Origin of the sequence: Uliginosibacterium sp. sgz301328 (assembly GCF_041807905.1) — a bacterium.
Taxonomy (GTDB): Bacteria; Pseudomonadota; Gammaproteobacteria; order Burkholderiales; family Rhodocyclaceae; genus JBGVSA01.
In genome coordinates this window covers 70,719-91,047 of the sequence record NZ_JBGVSA010000006.1, presented here as the reverse complement: position 1 = coordinate 91,047, position 20,329 = coordinate 70,719, and the positions used below count along the sequence as shown (strand labels likewise).

Here is a 20,329-nt window from a genome sequence, read left to right as displayed (position 1 = left end):
CTCAGGCCTCCAGCGAAGGCACGTCCACCCAGCGGCGCTCGCGCCAGCTTTGCAGGCCGAGTTCGACGAGTTGCACGCCCTTGGCCGCTTCGAGCAGATTCCACGTGTAAGGCGTGTCTTCCACGACGTGGCGGAGGAACAGTTCCCACTGCACCTTGAAGGCGTTGTCGTAGTGCGAGGTATTCGGCACTTCGGCCCAATCGCCGAAAAAGTCGTGCGTGTTGCGCACGTCCGGGTTCCATACCGGCTTGGGCGTATTCACGCGCGATTGCGTCCAGCAGTCGGTCAGCCCGGCCACCGCCGAACCATGGGTGCCATCCACCTGGAATGTGACCAGGTCGTCACGGCGCACGCGCACGCACCACGAACTGTTCATCTGCACGATCACACCGTTTTCGAGTTCGAAGGTGGCGTAGGCGGCATCGTCGGCCGTCGCCTCGTAAGGCTTGCCCTGCTCGTCCCAACGCTGCGGAATGTGCGTTGCGCCCAGGCACGACACGCTCTTGACCTTGCCGAACACGTTGTCGATCACATAGCGCCAGTGGCACAGCATGTCGAGGATGATGCCGCCGCCGTCCTCGGAGCGGTAATTCCATGACGGGCGCTGGATCGGCTGCAGATCGCCTTCGAACACCCAGTAGCCGAACTCGCCACGCACCGACAGCACACGACCGAAGAAGCCGGCTTCATTGAGCATCTGTAACTTGCGCAGACCGGGCAGCCACAGCTTGTCCTGCACCACACCGTGCTTGACGCCCGCGGCCTTGGCTGCCTGGTAGATGCTCATCGCTTCGGCGAGATGGGTCGCCACCGGCTTCTCGGAATACACGTGCTTGCCGGCCGCGATGGCCTGCTTGAGCAGACCGGGACGCGCCTGGGTCGTGGCCGCGTCGAAGAAAATGGTGTCGTCCGGATTACGCAGCGCACCTTCCAGGTCGGTGGTGTAACGCTCGATGCCATGGGCGCGCGCGAGTGCGGCGATCTTGTCGCGATTGCGGCCCACCAGGACCGGGTCCGGCATCAGCCGGTCGCCGTTGGACAAGGCCACGCCGCCCTGCTTGCGGATTTCCACGATGGAACGGATCAGGTGCTGGTTCATCCCCATGCGGCCGGTGACGCCGTTCATGATGATGCCGATGCGCTGCAAAGCCATGTCGTCTCCTCTGTCAGGCGGGCTTTGATCTGCCCGTCATTGTTACTCGTCGGTTCTATTCGCATTCGCGGCGACGAGAAGATCGGCACCTGTCCAATATGTGCGAAGCGCCTAGCATTCAAGGCACTTCAGGCAGATATCTAAACGTCTTTGTCCGATGATCCAAGCCGCTGGATTTGTTACCGTACGGTTAATTGAATGCTAGCAGTGCCTTGATTTGGGTCAAGAGAGTTTTGATCGGGATATACCCGCATCGAGGTTGGCGGCACGCGATTTGCGACCACGGAGGGGTTATCGGCGCGCATGCCGCACACATATGCCATGCACATGCACTAGTCCCTTCTTCCTACAGGCTGAGTAGCCGGCTCCTACAGCACGTCACCCTGCATTGGCCAAAGATTCAGCCACGGGCCGCAGCGTTGCACAGGGGCCGAAGCGAATTCCAACTGACAGACAGAAGGGAAAAGCCATGATGAATCTGATGAATGCGGGCATTGCTTCGCGGCGCGTCGCGTTGGCGCTGATCGCCTCGGCAGCAATGCTCAGCGCGTGCGGCGGCGACGACGCCAGCGGAGACCTGGGCGATGGCGGCCCGATTCCCGATTCGATCACCATCAGCTCCCTGGATGGCCCGAGCGGCGGCACGGTCGGCCAGCCGACGAGCTTCAAGGTAAAGGTGGTGACGTCCGGGAACATCGCCGACAACGAAATCACGTACAAGTGGGAACAGACGGAAGGCACACCGGTGATCAACACCACGCAGGACGATGGTGCGCACGACTCGCAGATTACTTTCTATCCGGTGGCGCCCGGCAACGTCACGTACAAGGTGACGGCCACGGCGCGCGGCAAGACGGCCTCGCAATCAAAGTCGGTGCCGATTTCGGCGCCCTGATGACGACGGGCTGATTATGCTTCCGGCGGCGACCGACTCAGGTCGCCGTTTTCTTGTGGGGTGTGACCGACGACGAACGCCTTTCACGGGCGGGGCGCGGGCGGCACGACCTCGTAACCGTGATCTTCGAGCAGACGTATGGCCGCCTCGATGCGGGAATGGTGTCGGGACCGGTGCGCGGCGCTGCCGTTGTGGGGCCAGTTCTCGGGGTACAGGCCCTGCGCCTCGAGCCAGTGGCGGATGTTCTCGATGCCCTTGGGACCGACGCCCGGCAGACGCCGGATGACACGATAGTCGAGCGCCACGACTTCATCGGCAGAGAACTGGACTTTATCGAAAAGCCCTCGCAGCGCGTTCAGCTCACGCGTGGGCAGCGATTGGGCCATGGCGGTGCGTCCTTCTGCGGGGCGTACACATTCGACACATGGAGGAGCTCCCGTTCAGCGGTTGCCCCATGGTACGAAGCCCCCCGATCGGCACCAACCAAGAAAAATTCAGAAGCTCTTCGATAGCGGCGCTAAGCGCGGCGGCCGTGCGTCTTTCAGCCTGCGCGCTCTGCCTCGCCAGCCCCGCTGTCCGCCGGTTTATCCTGGCGATGACCGGAGATGGCCGCTCCTGCGTGATGCGGCAACGAAGCCAGAATGATCAGCGACGACGCCGACACCAGGCCCACCACGATGAACGCCGGCAGGAAATCTGCCGCCACCACCGTAGCGTGCCCCTGCAGGTAGCTTGCAGCCTGCAAGGCGAACGCGCCGACCGTCACGCCGGTACCGGCGGCCAGTTGTTGCACGACGCTTGCCAGGCTGGTCGCCTGGCTCATGTTGGGCTGCTCGATATCGGCGTACGACAGCGCATTCAGGCTCGTGAACTGCAACGAGCGCAGGCAACCGCCGACCAGCAGGATGGCGATGATCAGCATGTGCGGGGTGGTGTCCGTGAACATGCCGATGACCATCAACGACAGCGCGGTCGCGATGGCGTTGACGATCAGTACGCGGCGGAAACCGAAGCGGCGCAGGATCGCTGCGGCAATGGTCTTCATGAACAGCGCGCCGGCTGCCGACGCGCAGGTCAGCAAGCCTGACTCGAACGAATTGAGCCCGAACCCCAACTGGAGCATCAGCGGCAGCAGGAAGGGAATCGCGCCGATGCCGATGCGGAACAGGAATCCGCCCAGCACGCCGGCGCGGAATGTCTGCAGCCGAAGCAGATCCAGATTGAGCAAGGGATGTGGATTGCGCTTGGCGAGGTACAGATAGGTTGCCACCAGCGCGCCGCCCCCCACGACGCACGCAGCCGACACCGACGCGGACACCATGTGGCGCCCCGCCGTCGCGAGCCCCAGCATCAGGCTCGACAAACCGACGGCCGACAGGATGAAGCCGCGCCAGTCCAGCGGCTTGACGTCGGCTTCCTTCAGATTTTCGATGTACCGGGCGGCCAGCACGATGCCTACGATGCTGATCGGGATATTGATGAAGAAAATCCACCGCCAGTGGAAATACGTGGTGATGAAGCCCCCCAGCGGCGGCCCGATCACCGGACCGACCAGTGCTGGAATGGTGAGGTAACTCAATGAGCGAACCAGCTCGGCCTTGGTCGTCGTGCGCAGCACCACCAGGCGCCCGACCGGCACCATCATCGCCCCGCCCATGCCTTGCACGAATCGCGCGGCGACGAATCCGGCCAGCGAACCCGATAGCGCACACAGGATTGAGCCCCCCATGAACACCGCGATGGCCGAGCGAAACACCTTTCGCGCCCCGAAGCGGTCGGCCATCCATCCGCTGATGGGGATGAACACCGCGAGGCTCACCAGATAAGACGTGAGCGCGAGCTTGAGCGCGATGGGGTCTTCGTTCAAGTCGCGCGCAATGGTCGGCAACGATGTCGCAATGACTGTCGAGTCCATGTTCTCCATGAACAGCGCGCACGCCACGATCATCGGCACCAGTACGGCCTTTGGGATGCGGATCAAGACAGGGACCTCAGTCTGGACACGGAGCCGCGAGCGCGCTCCGGGGTGCGAATTGTACTCCCACGCCCCACTTGATTTCGCCGGGCAACAATTGGAAATCTATGGAAACAGCGGCCGGATTCCGCGTATGCCGTCAGCGCTGCAGACGCGGATTCAGTGCATCGCGCACATGATCGGTGACGAGATTGATCGCCACGATGGTGAGCAGGAGCGCAACGCCGGGAAAGAAGCTGATCCAGTACGTCCCGGACAGCAGGTACTTGTAGCCGTTGGCAATGAGCAGGCCGAGCGAAGGTTCGGTGATCGGCAGGCCGACACCGAGAAAGGACAGCGTGGCTTCCAGTGCGATCGCGGCGGCGATCTGCAGTGCGGCCACCACCAGCAGCGGCGGCACGCAGTTGGGCAGCAGATGCCCGAGCAGGATGCGCAATGGCGGCAAGCCGAGCGAGCGCGCGGCCTCGATGTACTCCTTGCGGCGCTCGACCAAGGCCACGCTGCGCGCGGTGCGCGCGTAGTACGCCCATTGCACGATGACCAGCGCGAAGATCACTTTGTCGACGCCGCGCCCGAATACGGCAATGAGCACCAGCGCCACGAGAATGCTGGGGAACGACAGTTGCAGATCGGCCACGCGCATGATGGCCGCGTCGATGAAGCCGCCCGCATAGGCCGCCATCAGGCCCAGCAAGGTCCCGGCGCACAGGGCGATGGCGGTCGAACTGGCGCCCACCATCAGGCTGATGCGCAGACCGTAGAGGATGGCCGACAGCATGTCGCGCCCCTGCTCGTCGGTGCCCAGCCAGTACGTGATGCCGGACACCTCGGCGTGCGAGCCCGGCGGCAGGCGGCCGTCGAGAATATCCAGTTGCTGGAGGTCATACGGATTCTGCGGCGCGATCCAGGGAGCCAGCACGGCAAGCACGACCAGCAGCGTCAGCAGCACCGCGCCACCGGCCGCCACGCGATGCCCGCGAAACACGTCGCCAGCCCTGCCCCATGCCTGTTTGAGCGAGGCCGTCATGGGCGCTCCTCGGCGGTGCGCACGCGCGGGTCGAGTACCGAATAGAGCAGGTCGACGACCAGGTTGATGACGATGAAGACCACTACCACCACCATCAGGTAGGCGACGATCACCGGGCGGTCGAGCACGTCGATGGAATCGATCAGCAGTTTGCCCATGCCGGGCCAGGCGAACACCGATTCGGTCACCACCGCGAATGCGATCAGCGAACCGAACTCCAGGCCGATCACCGTGACGATGGGCACGAGTATGTTCTTCAACACGTGCACGCCGACGATGCGCGACGACGCCAGCCCCTTGGCGCGGGCAAACTTCACGTAGTCCTGCGCCAGCGCTTCGCGCGTGCCGGCACGCGTGAGCCGAATGATCAGCGACACCTTGTAGAGCGCCAGGTTGAATGCAGGCAGCAGCAGATGGCGCCATCCTTCGACCGAAAAGATCGACACCCCGACGCCGAAAACCTCGCGCGTGGGCCCTCGCCCGCTCGCCGGCAGCCAGCCGAGGTACACCGCGAACAGCATGATCAGCATGAGCCCGACCCAGAAGGTCGGCAGCGAAAAGCCAAGAATCGACCCCGTCATGATTGAGCGTCCGGCCCATGAATCAGGCCGGAAACCCGCCCACAGCCCCAGCGGAATGCCGAACAGCACGGAGATGACCAAGGCCCCGATGGCGAGTTCGAACGTGGCCGGCATGCGCTCGCCGATGAGCGACAGCGCCGGCATGCCCTGCGCGAACGAGCGCCCGAGATCGCCCTGCAACGCGTGGCCGATGAAGCCCAGATATTGCTGCCACAAGGGCCTGTCCAATCCGAGCGAGGCCATCGTGCGCGCGATTTCGGCCTGGTCCGCCTGCGGGCTGATGAAGATCTCGACCGGGTTGCCGATGGCATACACCGCCACGAACACCAGTACGGACATGGCGAACAAGGCGGCAATGGCTTGCAGGAGGCGGCGCAGAAGGAAGGCAGTCATCGCGCCAGAGTATAGCCCGAGGGCATACCCGGATATTTCCCGAGCCTCGCGCCGGGCAAATCAGGTCGCGACGAGGCCCGCCTTGCGGAACGTGAGATTGACGCGACAGGCGCCAAGGCTCGGATGAAGACCTTCCGCAACCGGCAGCACACCATGGAAACGCAGGCGTGACGGCCCGCCCCACACGACGACGTCGCCATGGAACAGCGGCACGCGCTGCGCGCGCTCGGCGCGGGAGAAACCGCCGAACAGGAATACCGCCGGCAGGCCCAGCGACACAGAGACGATCGGCTGCGCAAGGTCCTGCTCGTCCTTGTCCTGGTGCAGCGATAGCCGCGTCCCCGGCGCGTAGCGGTTGATGAGGCACGAATCCGGCACGAAGGCCGCAAACCCCGCCGCGGCGGCGGCCTCCTTCGCCAGGGCAAGAAACGCCTCGGGCATGGACGGCCACGACTTGCCCGTTTCCGGATCATTGGTGGCGTAGCGGTAGCCGTGGCGATCCGACACCCAGCCCAATTGCCCGCAATGCGTCATGGCGACCGACATGATGGCGCCGCCAGGCGTGACCATGTGGCGAAACGGCGCGGCAGTCTCGATCCGACGCAGGTCTGCGAGCAATACGTCGCTGCGTGCGCGTGCGAAGCCTTCGAGCAGCCATGCACCTTCGGCAAGCTGCCGGGCGTTGCCGGCGCCGCTTCGTTCGAGCCCGAAAAGATCCGTCTGCCCTGTCTCGCCCTGCACCACCAAAACCCCTCCTGCCTTCGCCTGCATTCGCTATGCTACCGGCTCCCCGCCCCATCGGAAGACGCACGTGCAGCACCTCATGGAACTGTTCGACCAGCACGGCCCGCTGCTGGTCTTCCTCAACGTCCTCATCGAACAGCTTGGCGCGCCGATCCCGGCCGTGCCGACCCTGCTCGTGGCGGGCGCGCTGTCGGCGGACGGCCGTATGTCGGGGCTCGCTGCGTGGGCGTTTGCGGTCGCCGGCTCCAGCACGGCCAACCTGTGCTGGTACTGGGCGGGCAGACGCTACGGGCAACGCGTGCTGGCATTGATGTGCCGGGTCTCGATTTCGCCGGATGCCTGCATACGCCGTACCGAAAATATCTTTGCCCGCTGGGGACTGGCCTCGTTGCTGGTGGCCCGCTTCGTGCCGGGCCTGTCGGCCATCGCGTCGCCCCTGGCGGGCAGCATGGGGCTGTCGGCGCGTCGCTTTGCACTGTTCGATGCATTGGGCACGACGATCTGGGCGGGCCTGTTCATCGGCCTCGGACTGCTCCTGCATCGACAGGTGGACGCGGTCATCGGCTCGATGTCGGAAATCGGCGGCGTCGCATTGCTGGCTCTGCTCGCGCTGCTGTCGCTCTACATCAGTTATCGCTGGATCGAACGCCAGCGCCTGCTGCGCTTCGTGCGCATGTATCGCATAGAACCCGAAGAACTCCGTTCGCTGATCGACGGTGGCGCATCACCGCTGATTGTCGATGTGCGCGCGGCGTCGTCGCGCGCCAGCGACCCGCGTCGCATTCCGGGCGCGGTCGAGGCGGAGCTTGGCGAGATCGGCGGATTGTTCAAGGACGAATCCGTCGACCGGGAGATCGTCCTTTACTGTGCCTGCCCGAATGAGGCCTCGGCCGCCCACGCCGCGCGCATCCTGCGCCGGCAGGGATTCCGGCGTGCCCGCCCGTTGCGTGGCGGACTGGACGGCTGGATGGCGCTGGCACCGTCCGAAGAGCCGTTTTCGATCACCGCGCACGTGCACTCTGCGTAGCGCACCCGGGCAGAAAAAACGGGCCTCGCGGGCCCGTTTCCTTTTGAAGACAACCCGACGCAATTACTGCAGCGGCTTGAACTTCATCGACCACGAGTACGTGTGCGTGGAACCCGCGGGCCACAGCGCCGGCGTAGTGGTCTTGCACGACATGTTGCTCAGCAGCTTGCCGATCGGCGTGGTGGCGTTGGTCACCGTACCGAACGGTGCCAGCGTGCAGCCGTCGTAGCCGGTCGTCTCGTACTGGTACGCATCACCCGTCGCCCAGTTCACCGACGTACCGGTCTGCACTGCGCCGGTCATGTCCGAGAACGACCCGAAGTCCTGCTGGATGGCGTTGACCGTGACGTCGGCCGTCGGCGTGAAGGTATCGGTGCGCGTGATCCAGCCCGACTTGATCACGTAGGTCGTCTTCGACGTCATGCCCGCCCACGGCGCGGTGCTCCACGTGCCGTTGGTGTTGGCCAGGCTGTCCTGGTCGTACGAGATCGTGATCGTGTCGCCTTCCTGCTTCACCTGCAGGTTCTTGTAATAGATGATCGGCATGTACTGCTTGCCGGTCGACAGCGAGATGCGCGGCACCAGCAGCGGGTACGTTGCATCCGCCGTACCGTAGACCAGGTTGTCCGCGGTGGGGATCGGGAAGTATGGGTTCTGGTTGAAGTACGGATTCTCGCCGTTGACGAAGTTCAGGTTGATCACCCGCTTGCCGTCGCGGATCGTCACCAGCGTACGGCTGTACGGACTGTTGGTGTCGTACTGCGTCACGTGCAGCTTGGGCTGGCGCGTGTCGAGCCACTGCTGGAAGTTGGCGACCGGCATCGGCGCCTTGTTCTGCAGGCCCATGCGGTTCCAGTGCCCGTTCACGTACAGGAACTGATGCAGGAGGCTGAAGTTCTCGCCCAGCGTGCGCTTGGTCGAACGATAAGCATCGGTGCCGCGCCCCTTCACCCACATGTTCACCGAATGCGCGTCGACGTCGTACCAGAAGTTCATGTAGCGGTTGGCCACGCGTTCGACGAAAGCGTAGGCAATGCGCTTTTCCGCTTCGCTCAGCACACCGACGCGGGCCGCCGCGGTCAGCACTTCCATGAAGGCGTTGTCGCCGTACGGGGCAAGCGAGCGGCCGTAGTTGAAGCCCTTACCGTCCACGTTGAGCTGCGGCATGATGATGTCGACCGAGTTGCGCAGGTAGCCCTTCATCTCGTCGGTGATGGCAGCGTCATTGCCCATCTCATACGTGCGCTGGAAGGTCTCGGCGATCAGCAGCACGCTGTAGCGGTCAAAGCGGCCATTGCCGTCGGTTTCGTCCGATACGCCCGCGGTGGAATGCGTGCGGTAGTGATTGAGCAGCTTGGCCAGGATGTCGTCGCGCGCATTGGCCGGCGTGTTGGTCCAGCCCAGGCGCAAACGCAGGCCGGCGATGCCGTAGGCCACGGCGTAGTAGTTCTGCGCAGTGTTCAGAACGTAGTTATTCACGTCCGAGAACATGTCGTCGAAGGTCAATCGTTGCTTGAGGATGTCGATCATGTCCGGATCGAACACCTCGTCGAGCATGCCCTTGTCCTTGAAGTTGTTCAGGGCCAGCAGGTAGTAGTACTCGCCGAAGGACTTGTTCGTATAGACCCACCCGCCGGAGGTGTTCTTGGCCATCATCTTGCGGGTGATGTCCTTGTACACGGCCAGATAATCCTGGTAGCGCGCGTCGTTGCGCGTCTTCATGTCGATCAGCACGTACGACAGGCCCAGTGCCAGCTTGCCCGGCAGGAACTGGTCGCCGGTGTTCGGGTCGAGCACCTTGGCCGGCGCAGTGCCGTCGCCCAGGTTCATGGTCATGTCGGTGCCGTAGGTCTTGACCTGATCGAACAGGTACATCATGTGACCCATCATCGTCAGCGGCACATCCACGCCGGTCGGCACGGTCCAGTCGCTGTTGCCGACCACGATGCCGTTGAGCGAGCGCTTGTCCGCCGGATCGACGGCGAGCGTCAGGCCCTGCGGGTCGGTCGGGTCCACCGCCACGCTGCTGGAGCTGGACGAGGCGCTTGAAGTTGCACTGGAGCTGGAAGCGCTCGACGTGCTCGATGACGCGCTCGACGAGATCGACGAACTCGACGATCCGGCCGAACCCGAATCATTGTTGTCGTCGCCACCGCAGGCTGTCAGCGCGGTCAGTGTGGTTGCGCCAATGATCAGCGCGATGGGACGAAGTTTCAAAGCCAACATAGGAACCCTTGCCTCCTTCTTCTTGGATGACTGGCGACGCATCCTGGCGGCTGTCATGAATGCCGCTTCTCATCTCTCCGCACGTCGCCGCTACAGGAATGCCTTATTTCGCATGGCATACGCATGCTTGTATGCAAGCGCGTGCGCAAGGTAAACGTTTGCTCTGAGACCTCCTATACGTGTTCACCCTCTATTGCTGCGCAGCAACGTAATCGTTTTCTGACCGATTCCCAGATAATGCGTAGAGATTGAAGGAGAAATCGGCGGCGGAACCGGTATCTGTCCGATCATGATAATTTGCTATGCCAAATGCACACCTCCGGGTTCGAGAGGTTCGCATCATGGGGAGAGCGTGGCAGTCACGACAGCATTGCCAACATCTTGTGCGCCGGACACCGACCGGGGCTTGGGCGCGCAAACCGTCGAAATACTCCGAGAGCACTGGGCTCACGGGCCGATCGCGGCGGAACGTTACCGGGGGGCGCCGGGGCCCGGGCGCGCGGCGTCCCTGCCCTTGCATTGACGGCCCGGCAAACAAAAAAAAAGGCCGGGCAGATTGCCCGGCCTTCTTGCGTATGGCGCGACGTGCGCCGAGTCGACTTACTTGGTGCCGAAGATACGGTCGCCCGCGTCGCCCAGACCCGGCACGATGTAGCCGTGGTCGTTGAGGCGTTCATCCACCGCCGCGACCCAGATGGGCACGTCCGGATGTTCAGCCTGAACGGCGGCCAGACCTTCGGGCGCCGCAAGGATACAGGCCAGGCGCAGCGACGTGATGCCGGCGCCCTTCAGATGCGCGAGTGCGGCGGCGGCCGAGTTGCCGGTGGCCAGCATCGGATCGAGAACGATCACGAGGCGATCCTGCACGTCGTCGGGCACCTTGAAGTAATACTCGATGGCCTTGAGCGTTTCAGGGTCGCGGTACAGGCCGATGTGGCCGATGCGGGCATTGGGCAGCAGATCGATCATGCCGTCGAGCATGCCGGTACCGGCGCGCAGAATCGACACCAGGCAGAGCTTCTTGCCGCTGATGACGGGCGCCTGGCAGGTCGCCACGGGGGTCTTGATGGTGATGAGCTCGGTCGGAAGATCGCGCGTGATCTCGTAGGCCATCATCTGGGCGATCTCACGCACCAGCCGGCGGAAATTATCGGTGGTGGTGTCTTCGCTGCGCGCCACGGTCAGCTTGTGCTGGACCAGCGGGTGGGTGATGACATGCACATTTTCGTTCATCGTCGTTCTTCCTCGTGTACTCGATTGGGCCGCCGCACGGGATCTCCGGTATGGGCAGCAGTTATTCAATTCAGTCGATCAGGCCGCGCCCTGCCAGCCAGGCCAGCACCTGTCGCGCAGCCGGCGCGCATCGAGGCGCGTCCGCCGCCGTCATCCACGCCAGATCTTCAATCTCCGCCGCAGGCCGCGGCTCGCCTTGGCCCGCAGCCATGTAGCAACTCATCGCCACGCGCATCGGACGCTCCTGCCCCACGGCGCTGTCCTCGGCCGTCATGACGTGCACGGCGGATTCACGCACCAACTGCACGCCGACCTCTTCGTGCACCTCGCGCTCCAGCGCCTGCCAGTCGCTCTCTCCTGCCTCGCGCTTGCCGCCGGGGATGAAGAAGTGCTCCTTGCCGCGCGAACGCACCGTCAGCAGACGGCGATCGCGGATGCAGATCCAGCCCAGCACGTCGAGCGTTTCGGGCCCGGCGGCGCCGTGCCACTTGGCCTGGGGCGCGCGATAACCGGCGAACGCATCGAGCAGCCGGTCGATATCACGGTCGATCACCAGCATGTCGCGATACTCGGCGCGCAGGAAACGCTGCACTACAGCATGGTCGACAAACTGCGAGATGGCATCGTAATACCCGGCCACGTTGAGGAACGCGCAAGGCTTGGCATGCAGACCAAGTTGCGCCCAGGTCCACACTTCGAAGATTTCTTCCAGCGTGCCAGCGCCGCCGGGCAATGCAATGAAAGCGTCCGTCAGCTCGGCCATCCGGGCCTTGCGGGCATGCATCGAATCGACCACATGCAGGCTCGACAAGCCGTGGTGTGCGAGCTCGCGTTGCTGAAGGTGGCGCGGGATCACGCCGATGACCTCGCCACCGGCCGCCAGCGCGGCATCGGCGATCACACCCATCAGGCCGACCTTGCCGCCGCCGTACACGATGCCGTGCCCGGCCCGCGCCAGGCGGGCTGCCACTTCGCGGGCCGAGGCTTCGAAGCGCGCATCCGCCCCGAGGCTCGATCCGCAGAAAATGGCAATGCGCATGCTGGCGTCAGTCCTTGCGCGATGCGAGGTACTGCGCGAAAGCCGCGCCGACTTCCGGGTGCTTCAGGCCCAGTTCGATGGTCGCCTGCAGGTAGCCGATCTTGGAACCGCAGTCGTAGCGCACGCCATCAAAAACGTAGGACAGGACTTCTTCTTCCTTGAGCAGGGACGCAATCGCGTCAGTCAATTGCAGCTCGCCGCCCGCGCCGGGCTTGAGATTGCGCAGGTGTTCGAAGATGCGTCCGCTCAGCACGTAGCGGCCGACCACGGCACGCGTCGACGGGGCTTCCTCGGGCTTGGGCTTTTCGACGATGCCGGTGATCGGCAGTGTCTTGCCGGAGGGCTCGGTGGTGCTGACGATGCCATACTGGCGCGTGTTCTCGCGCGGCACTTCCATCACGCCCAGCACCGAGGAGCCGGTCTGTTCATACAGTTCGGTCATCTGCTGCATGACCGGCTTGAAGCCGTCACCATCGAGCAGGTCGTCGGCCAGCAGGACGGCGAAAGGCTCGTCCCCCACGACCGGCGCGGCGCACAGCACGGCGTGGCCCAGGCCGAGCGCTTCGGCCTGACGCACGTAGATGCAGTTGATACCGGGAGGAATGGTGTCCTGCACGGCAGCGAGCAGTTCTTTCTTGCCGCGCATTTCGAGCTCGGTTTCCATTTCGTACGCCTTGTCGAAATGGTCCTCGATGGCGCGCTTGGTGCGGCCGGTGACGAAAATCATGTCAGTGATGCCCGCCGCTGCCGCCTCTTCCACTGCGTACTGGATGAGGGGCTTGTCGACGATCGGCAGCATCTCCTTGGGGTTAGCCTTGGTGGCCGGCAGGAATCGGGTTCCCAGCCCCGCCACCGGGAACACTGCTTTGCGTACCTTCTTCATGATTTTCGTTCTCTCCTGTGTCGTTATTCGTCTGGTCTGGAGCTTATCCGCCCTGCGTGAGCAAGGTGCGCAGCCCTTCTTCGTCCAGCACGGTAATGCCTAGCTGTTGCGCCTTTTCGAGCTTGGAACCTGCCTCGGCGCCGGCCACCACGTAATGCGTTTTCTTCGAGACCGAGCCCGACACCTTGCCCCCGGCCGCTTCAATCAGCGCAGTCGCTTCGTCGCGCGAGAGCGTCGGCAGCGTGCCTGTCAGGACGAACGTCTTATCCGTAAGCGGCAATGCGGCGTCAGAATCTTGGCTCGGCGCGGCCGCAAGGAGGGTAGCGCAATATCGGTCGAGCGCCTTGATCTGGGCAATGTTCTGCTCATGCGACAGCCATTCGGCCAACGACGTCGAGACCTCGGCCGGCAGATCGAGCGCAGCGCGTTCAATCGGCGTGAGGTCCGCCAGCGCGGTGAGGCTCTTCACCTGCGCCGCGAGTTGCTGTGCGCGCGTTGCGGTGAGCTTGGCAATACCAAGACTGGCGAGCAGTTCCGGCAGGGCGATCCGCTGGGCCAGCTTGGCTGACGGAGCATGTTCATCCGATGCGCTCACGCCGGCGCGGACCAGTTCGTCCAGTACCCGTTCGTTGTTCGGTTCGATGAAAAACTCGTACAGCGACTCGGCCACCACGCCGCCGATGTCCGGCAACACTGCGAACACGGCGCGCGGTGCGCGGCGCACGAATTCCAGCGAGCCGAGCCAATCCGCCAGCGTTTTGCCGGTCGACTCGCCCACGTGGCGGATGCCCAGCGCAAACAGCAGTCGGGCCAGCGGCGGATGCTTGCTCGCAGAGATCGCATCGATGATGTTCTCGGCCCACTTGGTGGCGATCTTGCCCTGCTGCACGGTTTCGGGCGTGATGCCATCGCGCTCGTCGGCGCGGCGCTTCATTTCGAGCAGGTCTTCGAGTTTGAGCGAGTACAGATCGGCAATGCGATTGACATAGCCGAAGTCCACCAGCGACTCGATGTAGCGCTCTCCCAGGCCGTCGATGTCCATCATGCGACGGCCGGCAAAATGGATGATCGCGGCCTTGCGCTGGGCGCCGCACACCAGGCCGCCGGAACAGCGCGCCACCGCCTCGCCTTCTTCGCGCACGATGTGACTGCCGCAGACCGGACATTGCGTCGGCATGACGAACGTGCGTACATCGGCCGAGCGGCGCTCCAGCACGGGTGCAACGACTTCGGGAATCACGTCGCCGGCGCGGCGCACGATCACCGTGTCGCCGATGCGCAGGTCCTTGCGCCGCACTTCGTCTTCGTTGTGCAGCGTGGCATTGGTGACGGTGACGCCGCCAACGAATACCGGTTTGAGGCGCGCGACCGGCGTGATGGCGCCGGTGCGCCCGACCTGCACTTCGATATCGAGCAGCTCGGTCATTTCTTCTTGCGCGGGGTACTTGTGCGCGACAGCGAAACGCGGCGCGCGCGACACGAAGCCCAGTTCAGCCTGCTGCGCCAGGGCATTGACCTTGTACACGACGCCATCGATGTCGAACGGCAGCAATGCGCGCCGTTCGCCAACTTCGCGGTAATAGCCAAGCAAGCCGTCAGCGCCGCGTACGACGGCGCGCAGATCGGTCACCGAAAAACCCCAGGTCGCCAGCATGGCGAGCGATTCGGAATGCGTTGCCGGCATCGGCACGCCATCGACCTGCGCGAGGCTGTACGCAAAAAAACGCAGCGGCCGTTTGGCCGTCATGCGCGGATCGAGCTGGCGCAGGCTGCCGGCGGCCGCGTTGCGCGGATTCACGAACAACTTCTCGCCGGCCGCAAGCTGACGCTCGTTCAGCGCGTTGAAGTCGCGCCGCAACATGAGCACTTCACCGCGGACTTCGAGCACGGAGGGCAGATCCTTGCCACGCAAACGCAACGGAATGTTGCCCACGGTTCGCAGGTTGGCGGTGACATCCTCGCCCGTGAAGCCATCGCCGCGCGTGGCGCCCTGGACGAAATAGCCGTTCTCGTAATGCAGGCTGATCGCCAGTCCGTCGAATTTCGGCTCGGTGGCATATTCGACGCTCGCGACATCCAGCGTCTCGCGGCAGCGCCGGTCGAAGGCCACGATGTCTTCGTCGGTAAAGGCATTGCCGAGCGAGAGCATCGGCACCTTGTGCGTCACCTGCACGAAGCCTTCGCGCGGCGCGCCGCCCACCCGCTGGGTCGGCGAATCGGGCGCCAGGAGTTCAGGGTGTTCGCGCTCGATGGCTTCGAGCTCGCCGAAAAGGCGATCGTACTCGGCGTCCGGAACCTCCGGCGCGTCGAGCACGTAATAGGCGTACGCATACCGTTCGAGCTGTTCACGCAGCTCGAACGCACGTTGTTCGGGTCGGGTCATGCGAGGCTCAGGCAAACAATCGGCGAGCGACGTCGCCGCCGGCCGGAATGCCCTGCTCTTCCATGTGCTGGGCGAACTGGCCGATCTGTTCGCGGATCAGGCCCACGGAACGGTCGGACAGCGGCGTGCGATTGTCATCCACCACGGCGCCTTCGAGCGCTTCGGCAAGGTGGTGGGCAAAGGCGATCATCTTGTCGAAGGCCTGCACCGGCCGCGCCACGCGCGGCACATCGATCATCAAGGTCAGGCCATGGGTGTGCAGATAGCGCAGTTGCTCGACGGACAACGGCGCGGCCTCTTGGTTGGACAGCGTGAACAGCGTGCGATCGGCCTCATCGCGGAAGTGGTAGTGCCCATCGGTCAGCAGCACCAGGCCGGCAGCTTCGGCCAGCCCGCGCAGCTTGGTGCCGGCAAAGGCCGCCTTGGTCGCCACGACGTTGATGGCGATCTGGATGTCGCATTCGGATGCGAACTGATCCAGTTGCGCGGCATGAGTGAGCACTTCGCTGCGAGCCGGCAGGCGCGGCACAGCGAGGAATTGATCGCACAGCAGTTGGATCTGGTCGTAGAAACGTTCGAGTTCGGCCTCGCTCACGCGGCCCCGACGATCGACCAACTGCAATGCTGCGCAGGCGCGCGTCACGCTGCCCGGCGTGCGGGCATCGAGGGCAATCCAGTTGTTGTCGGTGTCGTCCCATCCATACCACGCAAGGCGACGGGCCACGCCAGCCAGCGTGGATTGCTGGGCGACGAACAAGGATGAAGCCGACACGCCCGCGGGCGCTTCGACCGGCACCACGCAATCGATGGCCTTCAGTTCCCACGGCAGTACGGGTTCCTGCGCGCGCATTGCAGGTTGCACGGTGGCCGCTGCGGCGGCGTTCGGCGCGGGATCGATACGCGGCTCGATGCGGGCTTCCGGTACGGGATCGGTCGGCAGCGACGGCTCCATGCGTCCGCCCGGCGCGGGCGGAATCGCCGCTTCGCCCTCTTCGTCGAGCAGCACGTCGCGGTGCATGGAACGGAAAGCCTGCTCGGCATGGCGCCGCGCACGGCGCTCCTGCCAGACGTTGTAGCCGACCAGTGCGACGACGAGCACTGCGCCGCTGCCGATCAATGCGTATTGAAGTTCGTTGCCTGCCATGTCTTGTATGCGAATTCGTTATGTTGGCCGGGATCGTTCCGGGGGACTGAGCCGCCGATCGTGCTGCGCCGCCGTCAAGCCGCCTCGGGCTGCGCCAGGCGCAGCGCCTCATCCATGTCGACTTCGACGACGCGTGACACACCTTGTTCCTGCATGGTCACGCCGATCAGTTGCTGCGCCATTTCCATGGTGATCTTGCTATGACTGATGAATACGAACTGCGTCACCGACGACATGTGCTTGACCATCTCGCAGTAACGCTCGGTGTTGGCGTCGTCCAGCGGTGCGTCGACTTCGTCGAGCATGCAGAACGGCGCCGGGTTGAGCTGGAACATCGAAAACACCAGTGCAATGGCGGTCAGCGCCTTTTCGCCCCCCGACAGCAAGTGGATCGATGAATTCTTCTTGCCCGGCGGTTGGGCCACGATCTGCACGCCAGCGTCGAGAATTTCGTCGCCCGTGAGGATCAATGCCGCCTGGCCCCCGCCAAATAGCCGCGGGAACAACTCGCCGAAGTGGCGATTGACCGTATTGTACGTTTCCATCAACTGTTCGCGCGTTTCGCGATCAATGCGGCGGATCGCGTCTTCGAGCGTTTCGATGGCCTGCGTCAGGTCGTCGTTCTGCGCATCGAGGAAGTTCTTGCGCTCGGTGGCGGACGTCAATTCGGTCAGCGCGGCAAGGTTCACCGCGCCCAGTTCGCTGATCTCACGATTGATGCGCGCCACCTCGCGCGTGAGTGTCAGCTCCTTGACCTGGGCGAGTTCTTCCGGTGCGTATTGCGCGTCGCCGGCCTGCATTTCTTCAAGACGTTCACAGGCCTGCTGGTGCGCCATTTCGGCAGCCTGATGCGCAAGCCGCAAGGCATTGAGCTGTTCGCGCAGCGGATCGAGCGCGCGTTCGCACCGCAGGCGCTCGGCATCCTGTTCGCGGAGCGTGTTGCTGGCACGCTCCATTTCGTCGCGCCGCGCGGCCAGCGCAGCTTCGCGCGCCTCGCGCAGATCGAGGGCGGTCGACAGGCTCACTTGCAGGGTGTCTTCGTCCAGCCCGTCGCGCTCCGCGATGAGCTGGGCGAGTTCGACTTCGCCACGCGAGATCTGCTCTGCGGTCAGCGAGTCGTTGCGGCTGATGTCGTCGAGCTTGCCAGCGCATTCGCGCAATGAGAACTCGGCTTCCTGCACGGCGCGCTGGAAGGTCTGTACGTGCTCGCGCTGGGCTCGCTGGGCCTGCTCGCCCTGCGCCACCGTCTGCTGCGCGGCATGCAAGCGTTCGGCGAACTCATCGGCGCGTTGCTGGTGCAGTTCGCGGCCGGCCTCGGCTTCCAGCAAGTGAGTATTCTCGGTCTCTTCGGCAAAGGCGATTTCGTCGGCCTCGCGGCGCAATTGCGCGCGGCGCTCTTCGAAACGGGCCTTCTCCTGCTGCATGCGGACGACTTCGAGCTGCGCGGCGTGCACCTGCTGCTGCAACTGGCCGATGCGCGTGCGTACCGTCGTCAGCGCATTGGTCGCTGCGGCGAGCGCCTCTTCGGCCTCTGTCGCGCGCTCCGCGCAGGCGGCCTGCTCTTCTTCGAGCGTGGCGAGTTCGGCACTCAGCGATTCGATTTCGCGCTGGCGTTCCAGCGCCCCGTGCGTGCGCGCATCCGGCGCGAACAAGGTCAGCTCTCGGCTACTCAGGATGGCGCCGCTCTGCGCCACCAGCACGACGTCGTCGGGTAGCTGCGCCGCGCTGTCGATCCAGGGCTGGATGCTGTCGACCGCGTAGGCGCCGGCCAGCCAGTGTTCGAGGATGCCCGCGGCGGCGGCGTTCGCGCAGCGCAGGCGTGACGCGAGCGGCGTACCGGCAAATGTCGGACGCTGCGCCGGCGCTGGTGCGCCTTCACGCGTCAGCACGACAGTCGACGGTACGGACTTGCCGTGGATGGATTCCGGCATGCGGGCAAGCGGCCCGCGCGCGGCCAGCCGTTCGCGCAGGACGGCTTCGAGCGCAAGCTCCCAGCCGGCATCGACGGTAATGTGCTGCCACAGCGGTTGCAGCTCCGACAGCCCGGCTTCGCGCAACCAGGTGCCCATGTCGCCAGCGTCGCGCAATTTGGCCTGCAGCGCTTCGAGCGCGTCGAGTCGGGCGCGCTTTTCGGTGACTGCACGGGCAGCGCGACGTTCTGCTTCCTGCGCAGCGCGCAACGCGCCTTGGGACTGGATGTGCACGCCTTGCTGGGCGGTCTGTTCGGCTTCGGCGTCTTCCAGTTGGCCCGCCAGCGTTTCCACCGCCAGTTCGATCGCCTCGGCGTCGCCCGGATCGGCCGCCGGCAGTTGTGCCAGATCGGCTTCGAGCCGCTGGCGACGGGCAGTCAGTGCTTCGATGGCTCGCAGACTGGCCTGACGACGCGTGTCGTCCACGCGCATCTGCTGCTCGGCCTGGGCCAGTTCGCGGCGCAGGCGATCCTGCTCTTCCTGCGCGCGACGGTAGGTGTCCTCGACTTCGGGCAAGGCTTCCTGCGCGATGGCCAGCTCGTCCTGCGCCTGCTCCAGCCGCACCGTGGCGACTTCGCGCAGTTCCGCCCAACGTTCGCGCTCCGCCGCCAGCTGCGTGGAGCGTTCGCGCCACTGGGCTTCGGACATGGTGAGCTGATCGATACGCTGCGACAGGCGCGAACGCGTATCGCGCAGGCTCTTGAGTTCGTTTTCGATGCGCGAGACTTCGGCTGTGATGGCGTAGAGATCGCCTTGCGCCACGCCGACCACGTCAGAGAGCCGCGTGTGCCGCTCGCGCGCGACCAGCAGTTGGTCTTCAAGAATGCGCAGACGCTCGGTTTCGGCCTCGAGCGTCGTACCACAGGTGGCGATACCTTCGGCGTTGCGGGCTTTTTCGGTCGCCGCGCTTTCGCGCTTGAACACCCACAGCAGGCGCTGGCGTTCGTTGAGCGAATCGGCCAGTTCCTTGTAGGTACGCGCCACTTCGGCCTGCGCGGCGAGCTTTTCGATCTGGCTGCCGAGTTCGGCGCGGATGTCTTCGATACGCGCCAGGTTGTCGCGCGCGTCGGCCAGACGGCCTTCGGTCTCGCGGCGGCGTTCCTTGTACTTGGTGATGCCGGCGGCTTCTTCGAGGAAGGCCCGCACGTCTTCGGGCCGCGCCTCGATGACGCGCGAGATCATGCCTTGCTCGATGATCGCGTAGGCACGCGGCCCCAGGCCGGTGCCGAGGAACAGGTCGATGACGTCCTTGCGGCGTACGCGGACGTTGTTGATGAAGTAGTCCGAGCCGCCGGCCCGGTCGACCACGCGCTTGACGGCGATTTCGGCGTACTGCGACCACTGGCCGGCAGCGCGCCCTTCGGCGTTGTCGAAAATCAGCTCGACGCTGGCCCGCTGCACAGGCTTGCGGGTGGTCGAACCGTTGAAGATGACGTCCTGCATCGACTCGCCACGCAGCGCCGAGGCGCGCGATTCGCCCAGCACCCAGCGCACGGCATCGATCACGTTCGATTTGCCGCAGCCATTGGGCCCCACGATGCCCACCAACTGGCCGGGTGCCAGGATGGTGGTCGGATCGACGAAGGACTTGAAGCCGGCGAGTTTAAGCTTGGACAGGCGCACGTTCGGGAGCGGGTCGGGAAGTCGGCTGTTTTT

15 protein-coding genes are annotated in these 20,329 nt (G+C 64.4%); 2 read left to right on the top strand and 13 right to left on the bottom strand.

All coding sequences use genetic code 11. From position 1 onward, the window contains the following. Window position 1: 1 nt before the first annotated feature. Window positions 2-1,153, bottom strand: a complete 1,152-nt coding sequence (locus ACDA63_RS06310) for a Gfo/Idh/MocA family protein (protein ID WP_373662364.1) — start codon at window positions 1,151-1,153, stop codon at window positions 2-4. A gap of 469 nt (window positions 1,154-1,622) precedes the next feature. On the opposite strand from ACDA63_RS06310, the gene ACDA63_RS06305 reads away from it, so the two are divergent. Next, window positions 1,623-2,048, top strand: a complete 426-nt coding sequence (locus tag ACDA63_RS06305; protein WP_373662363.1) for a hypothetical protein — start codon at window positions 1,623-1,625, stop codon at window positions 2,046-2,048. 83 nt (window positions 2,049-2,131) lie between these two features. On the opposite strand, the gene ACDA63_RS06300 is transcribed toward ACDA63_RS06305, so the two are convergent. The 5 genes from ACDA63_RS06300 to alkB form a co-directional block, all read right to left on the bottom strand. After that, window positions 2,132-2,434: a hypothetical protein gene (locus ACDA63_RS06300; protein ID WP_373662362.1), complete on the bottom strand. Its 303-nt coding sequence runs from the start codon at window positions 2,432-2,434 to the stop codon at window positions 2,132-2,134. A 155-nt stretch (window positions 2,435-2,589) separates the two neighbouring features. After that, window positions 2,590-4,029, bottom strand: coding sequence for an MFS transporter (locus ACDA63_RS06295; protein WP_373662361.1), 1,440 nt, complete (start codon window positions 4,027-4,029; stop codon window positions 2,590-2,592). Between the two features lie 133 nt (window positions 4,030-4,162). Beyond that, window positions 4,163-5,050 (bottom strand): ABC transporter permease, encoded by an 888-nt coding sequence (locus tag ACDA63_RS06290; RefSeq protein ID WP_373662360.1) that lies wholly within the window; start codon window positions 5,048-5,050, stop codon window positions 4,163-4,165. Further along, the gene (locus ACDA63_RS06285; protein WP_373662359.1) at window positions 5,047-6,024 is read right to left on the bottom strand and encodes an ABC transporter permease; all 978 of its coding nucleotides are present in this window, start codon (window positions 6,022-6,024) and stop codon (window positions 5,047-5,049) included. Before ACDA63_RS06285 ends, ACDA63_RS06290 begins: the two co-directional genes overlap by 4 nt. Before the next feature lie 60 nt (window positions 6,025-6,084). After that, entirely contained in the window at window positions 6,085-6,795 is a 711-nt protein-coding gene (gene alkB, locus ACDA63_RS06280) for a DNA oxidative demethylase AlkB (protein ID WP_373662358.1), read from the bottom strand. Between the two features lie 40 nt (window positions 6,796-6,835). On the opposite strand from alkB, the gene ACDA63_RS06275 reads away from it, so the two are divergent. Beyond that, window positions 6,836-7,795, top strand: a complete 960-nt coding sequence (locus ACDA63_RS06275) for a DedA family protein/thiosulfate sulfurtransferase GlpE (RefSeq protein ID WP_373662357.1) — start codon at window positions 6,836-6,838, stop codon at window positions 7,793-7,795. Between the two features lie 63 nt (window positions 7,796-7,858). Here the strand turns inward: ACDA63_RS06275 and ACDA63_RS06270 are convergent, their stop codons facing one another. The 7 genes from ACDA63_RS06270 to smc form a co-directional block, all read right to left on the bottom strand. After that, window positions 7,859-10,021, bottom strand: a complete 2,163-nt coding sequence (locus ACDA63_RS06270; RefSeq protein WP_373662356.1) for a hypothetical protein — start codon at window positions 10,019-10,021, stop codon at window positions 7,859-7,861. Window positions 10,022-10,621: 600 nt separating this feature from the next. Further along, window positions 10,622-11,254: a uracil phosphoribosyltransferase gene (gene upp, locus ACDA63_RS06265; protein ID WP_373662355.1), complete on the bottom strand. Its 633-nt coding sequence runs from the start codon at window positions 11,252-11,254 to the stop codon at window positions 10,622-10,624. A 70-nt stretch (window positions 11,255-11,324) separates the two neighbouring features. Continuing rightward, a complete protein-coding gene (locus tag ACDA63_RS06260) occupies window positions 11,325-12,293 on the bottom strand; it encodes a TIGR00730 family Rossman fold protein (RefSeq protein ID WP_373662354.1) in 969 nt (322 codons plus the stop codon). Window positions 12,294-12,300: 7 nt separating this feature from the next. Beyond that, window positions 12,301-13,176 (bottom strand): UTP--glucose-1-phosphate uridylyltransferase GalU, encoded by an 876-nt coding sequence (gene galU, locus ACDA63_RS06255; RefSeq protein ID WP_373662353.1) that lies wholly within the window; start codon window positions 13,174-13,176, stop codon window positions 12,301-12,303. Window positions 13,177-13,219: 43 nt separating this feature from the next. Beyond that, window positions 13,220-15,559, bottom strand: a complete 2,340-nt coding sequence (gene ligA, locus ACDA63_RS06250) for an NAD-dependent DNA ligase LigA (protein WP_373662352.1) — start codon at window positions 15,557-15,559, stop codon at window positions 13,220-13,222. 7 nt (window positions 15,560-15,566) lie between these two features. After that, a complete protein-coding gene (locus ACDA63_RS06245; RefSeq protein ID WP_373662351.1) occupies window positions 15,567-16,703 on the bottom strand; it encodes a cell division protein ZipA C-terminal FtsZ-binding domain-containing protein in 1,137 nt (378 codons plus the stop codon). Window positions 16,704-16,777: 74 nt separating this feature from the next. After that, window positions 16,778-20,296 (bottom strand): chromosome segregation protein SMC, encoded by a 3,519-nt coding sequence (smc, locus tag ACDA63_RS06240; protein WP_373662350.1) that lies wholly within the window; start codon window positions 20,294-20,296, stop codon window positions 16,778-16,780. Window positions 20,297-20,329 lie beyond the last annotated feature (33 nt).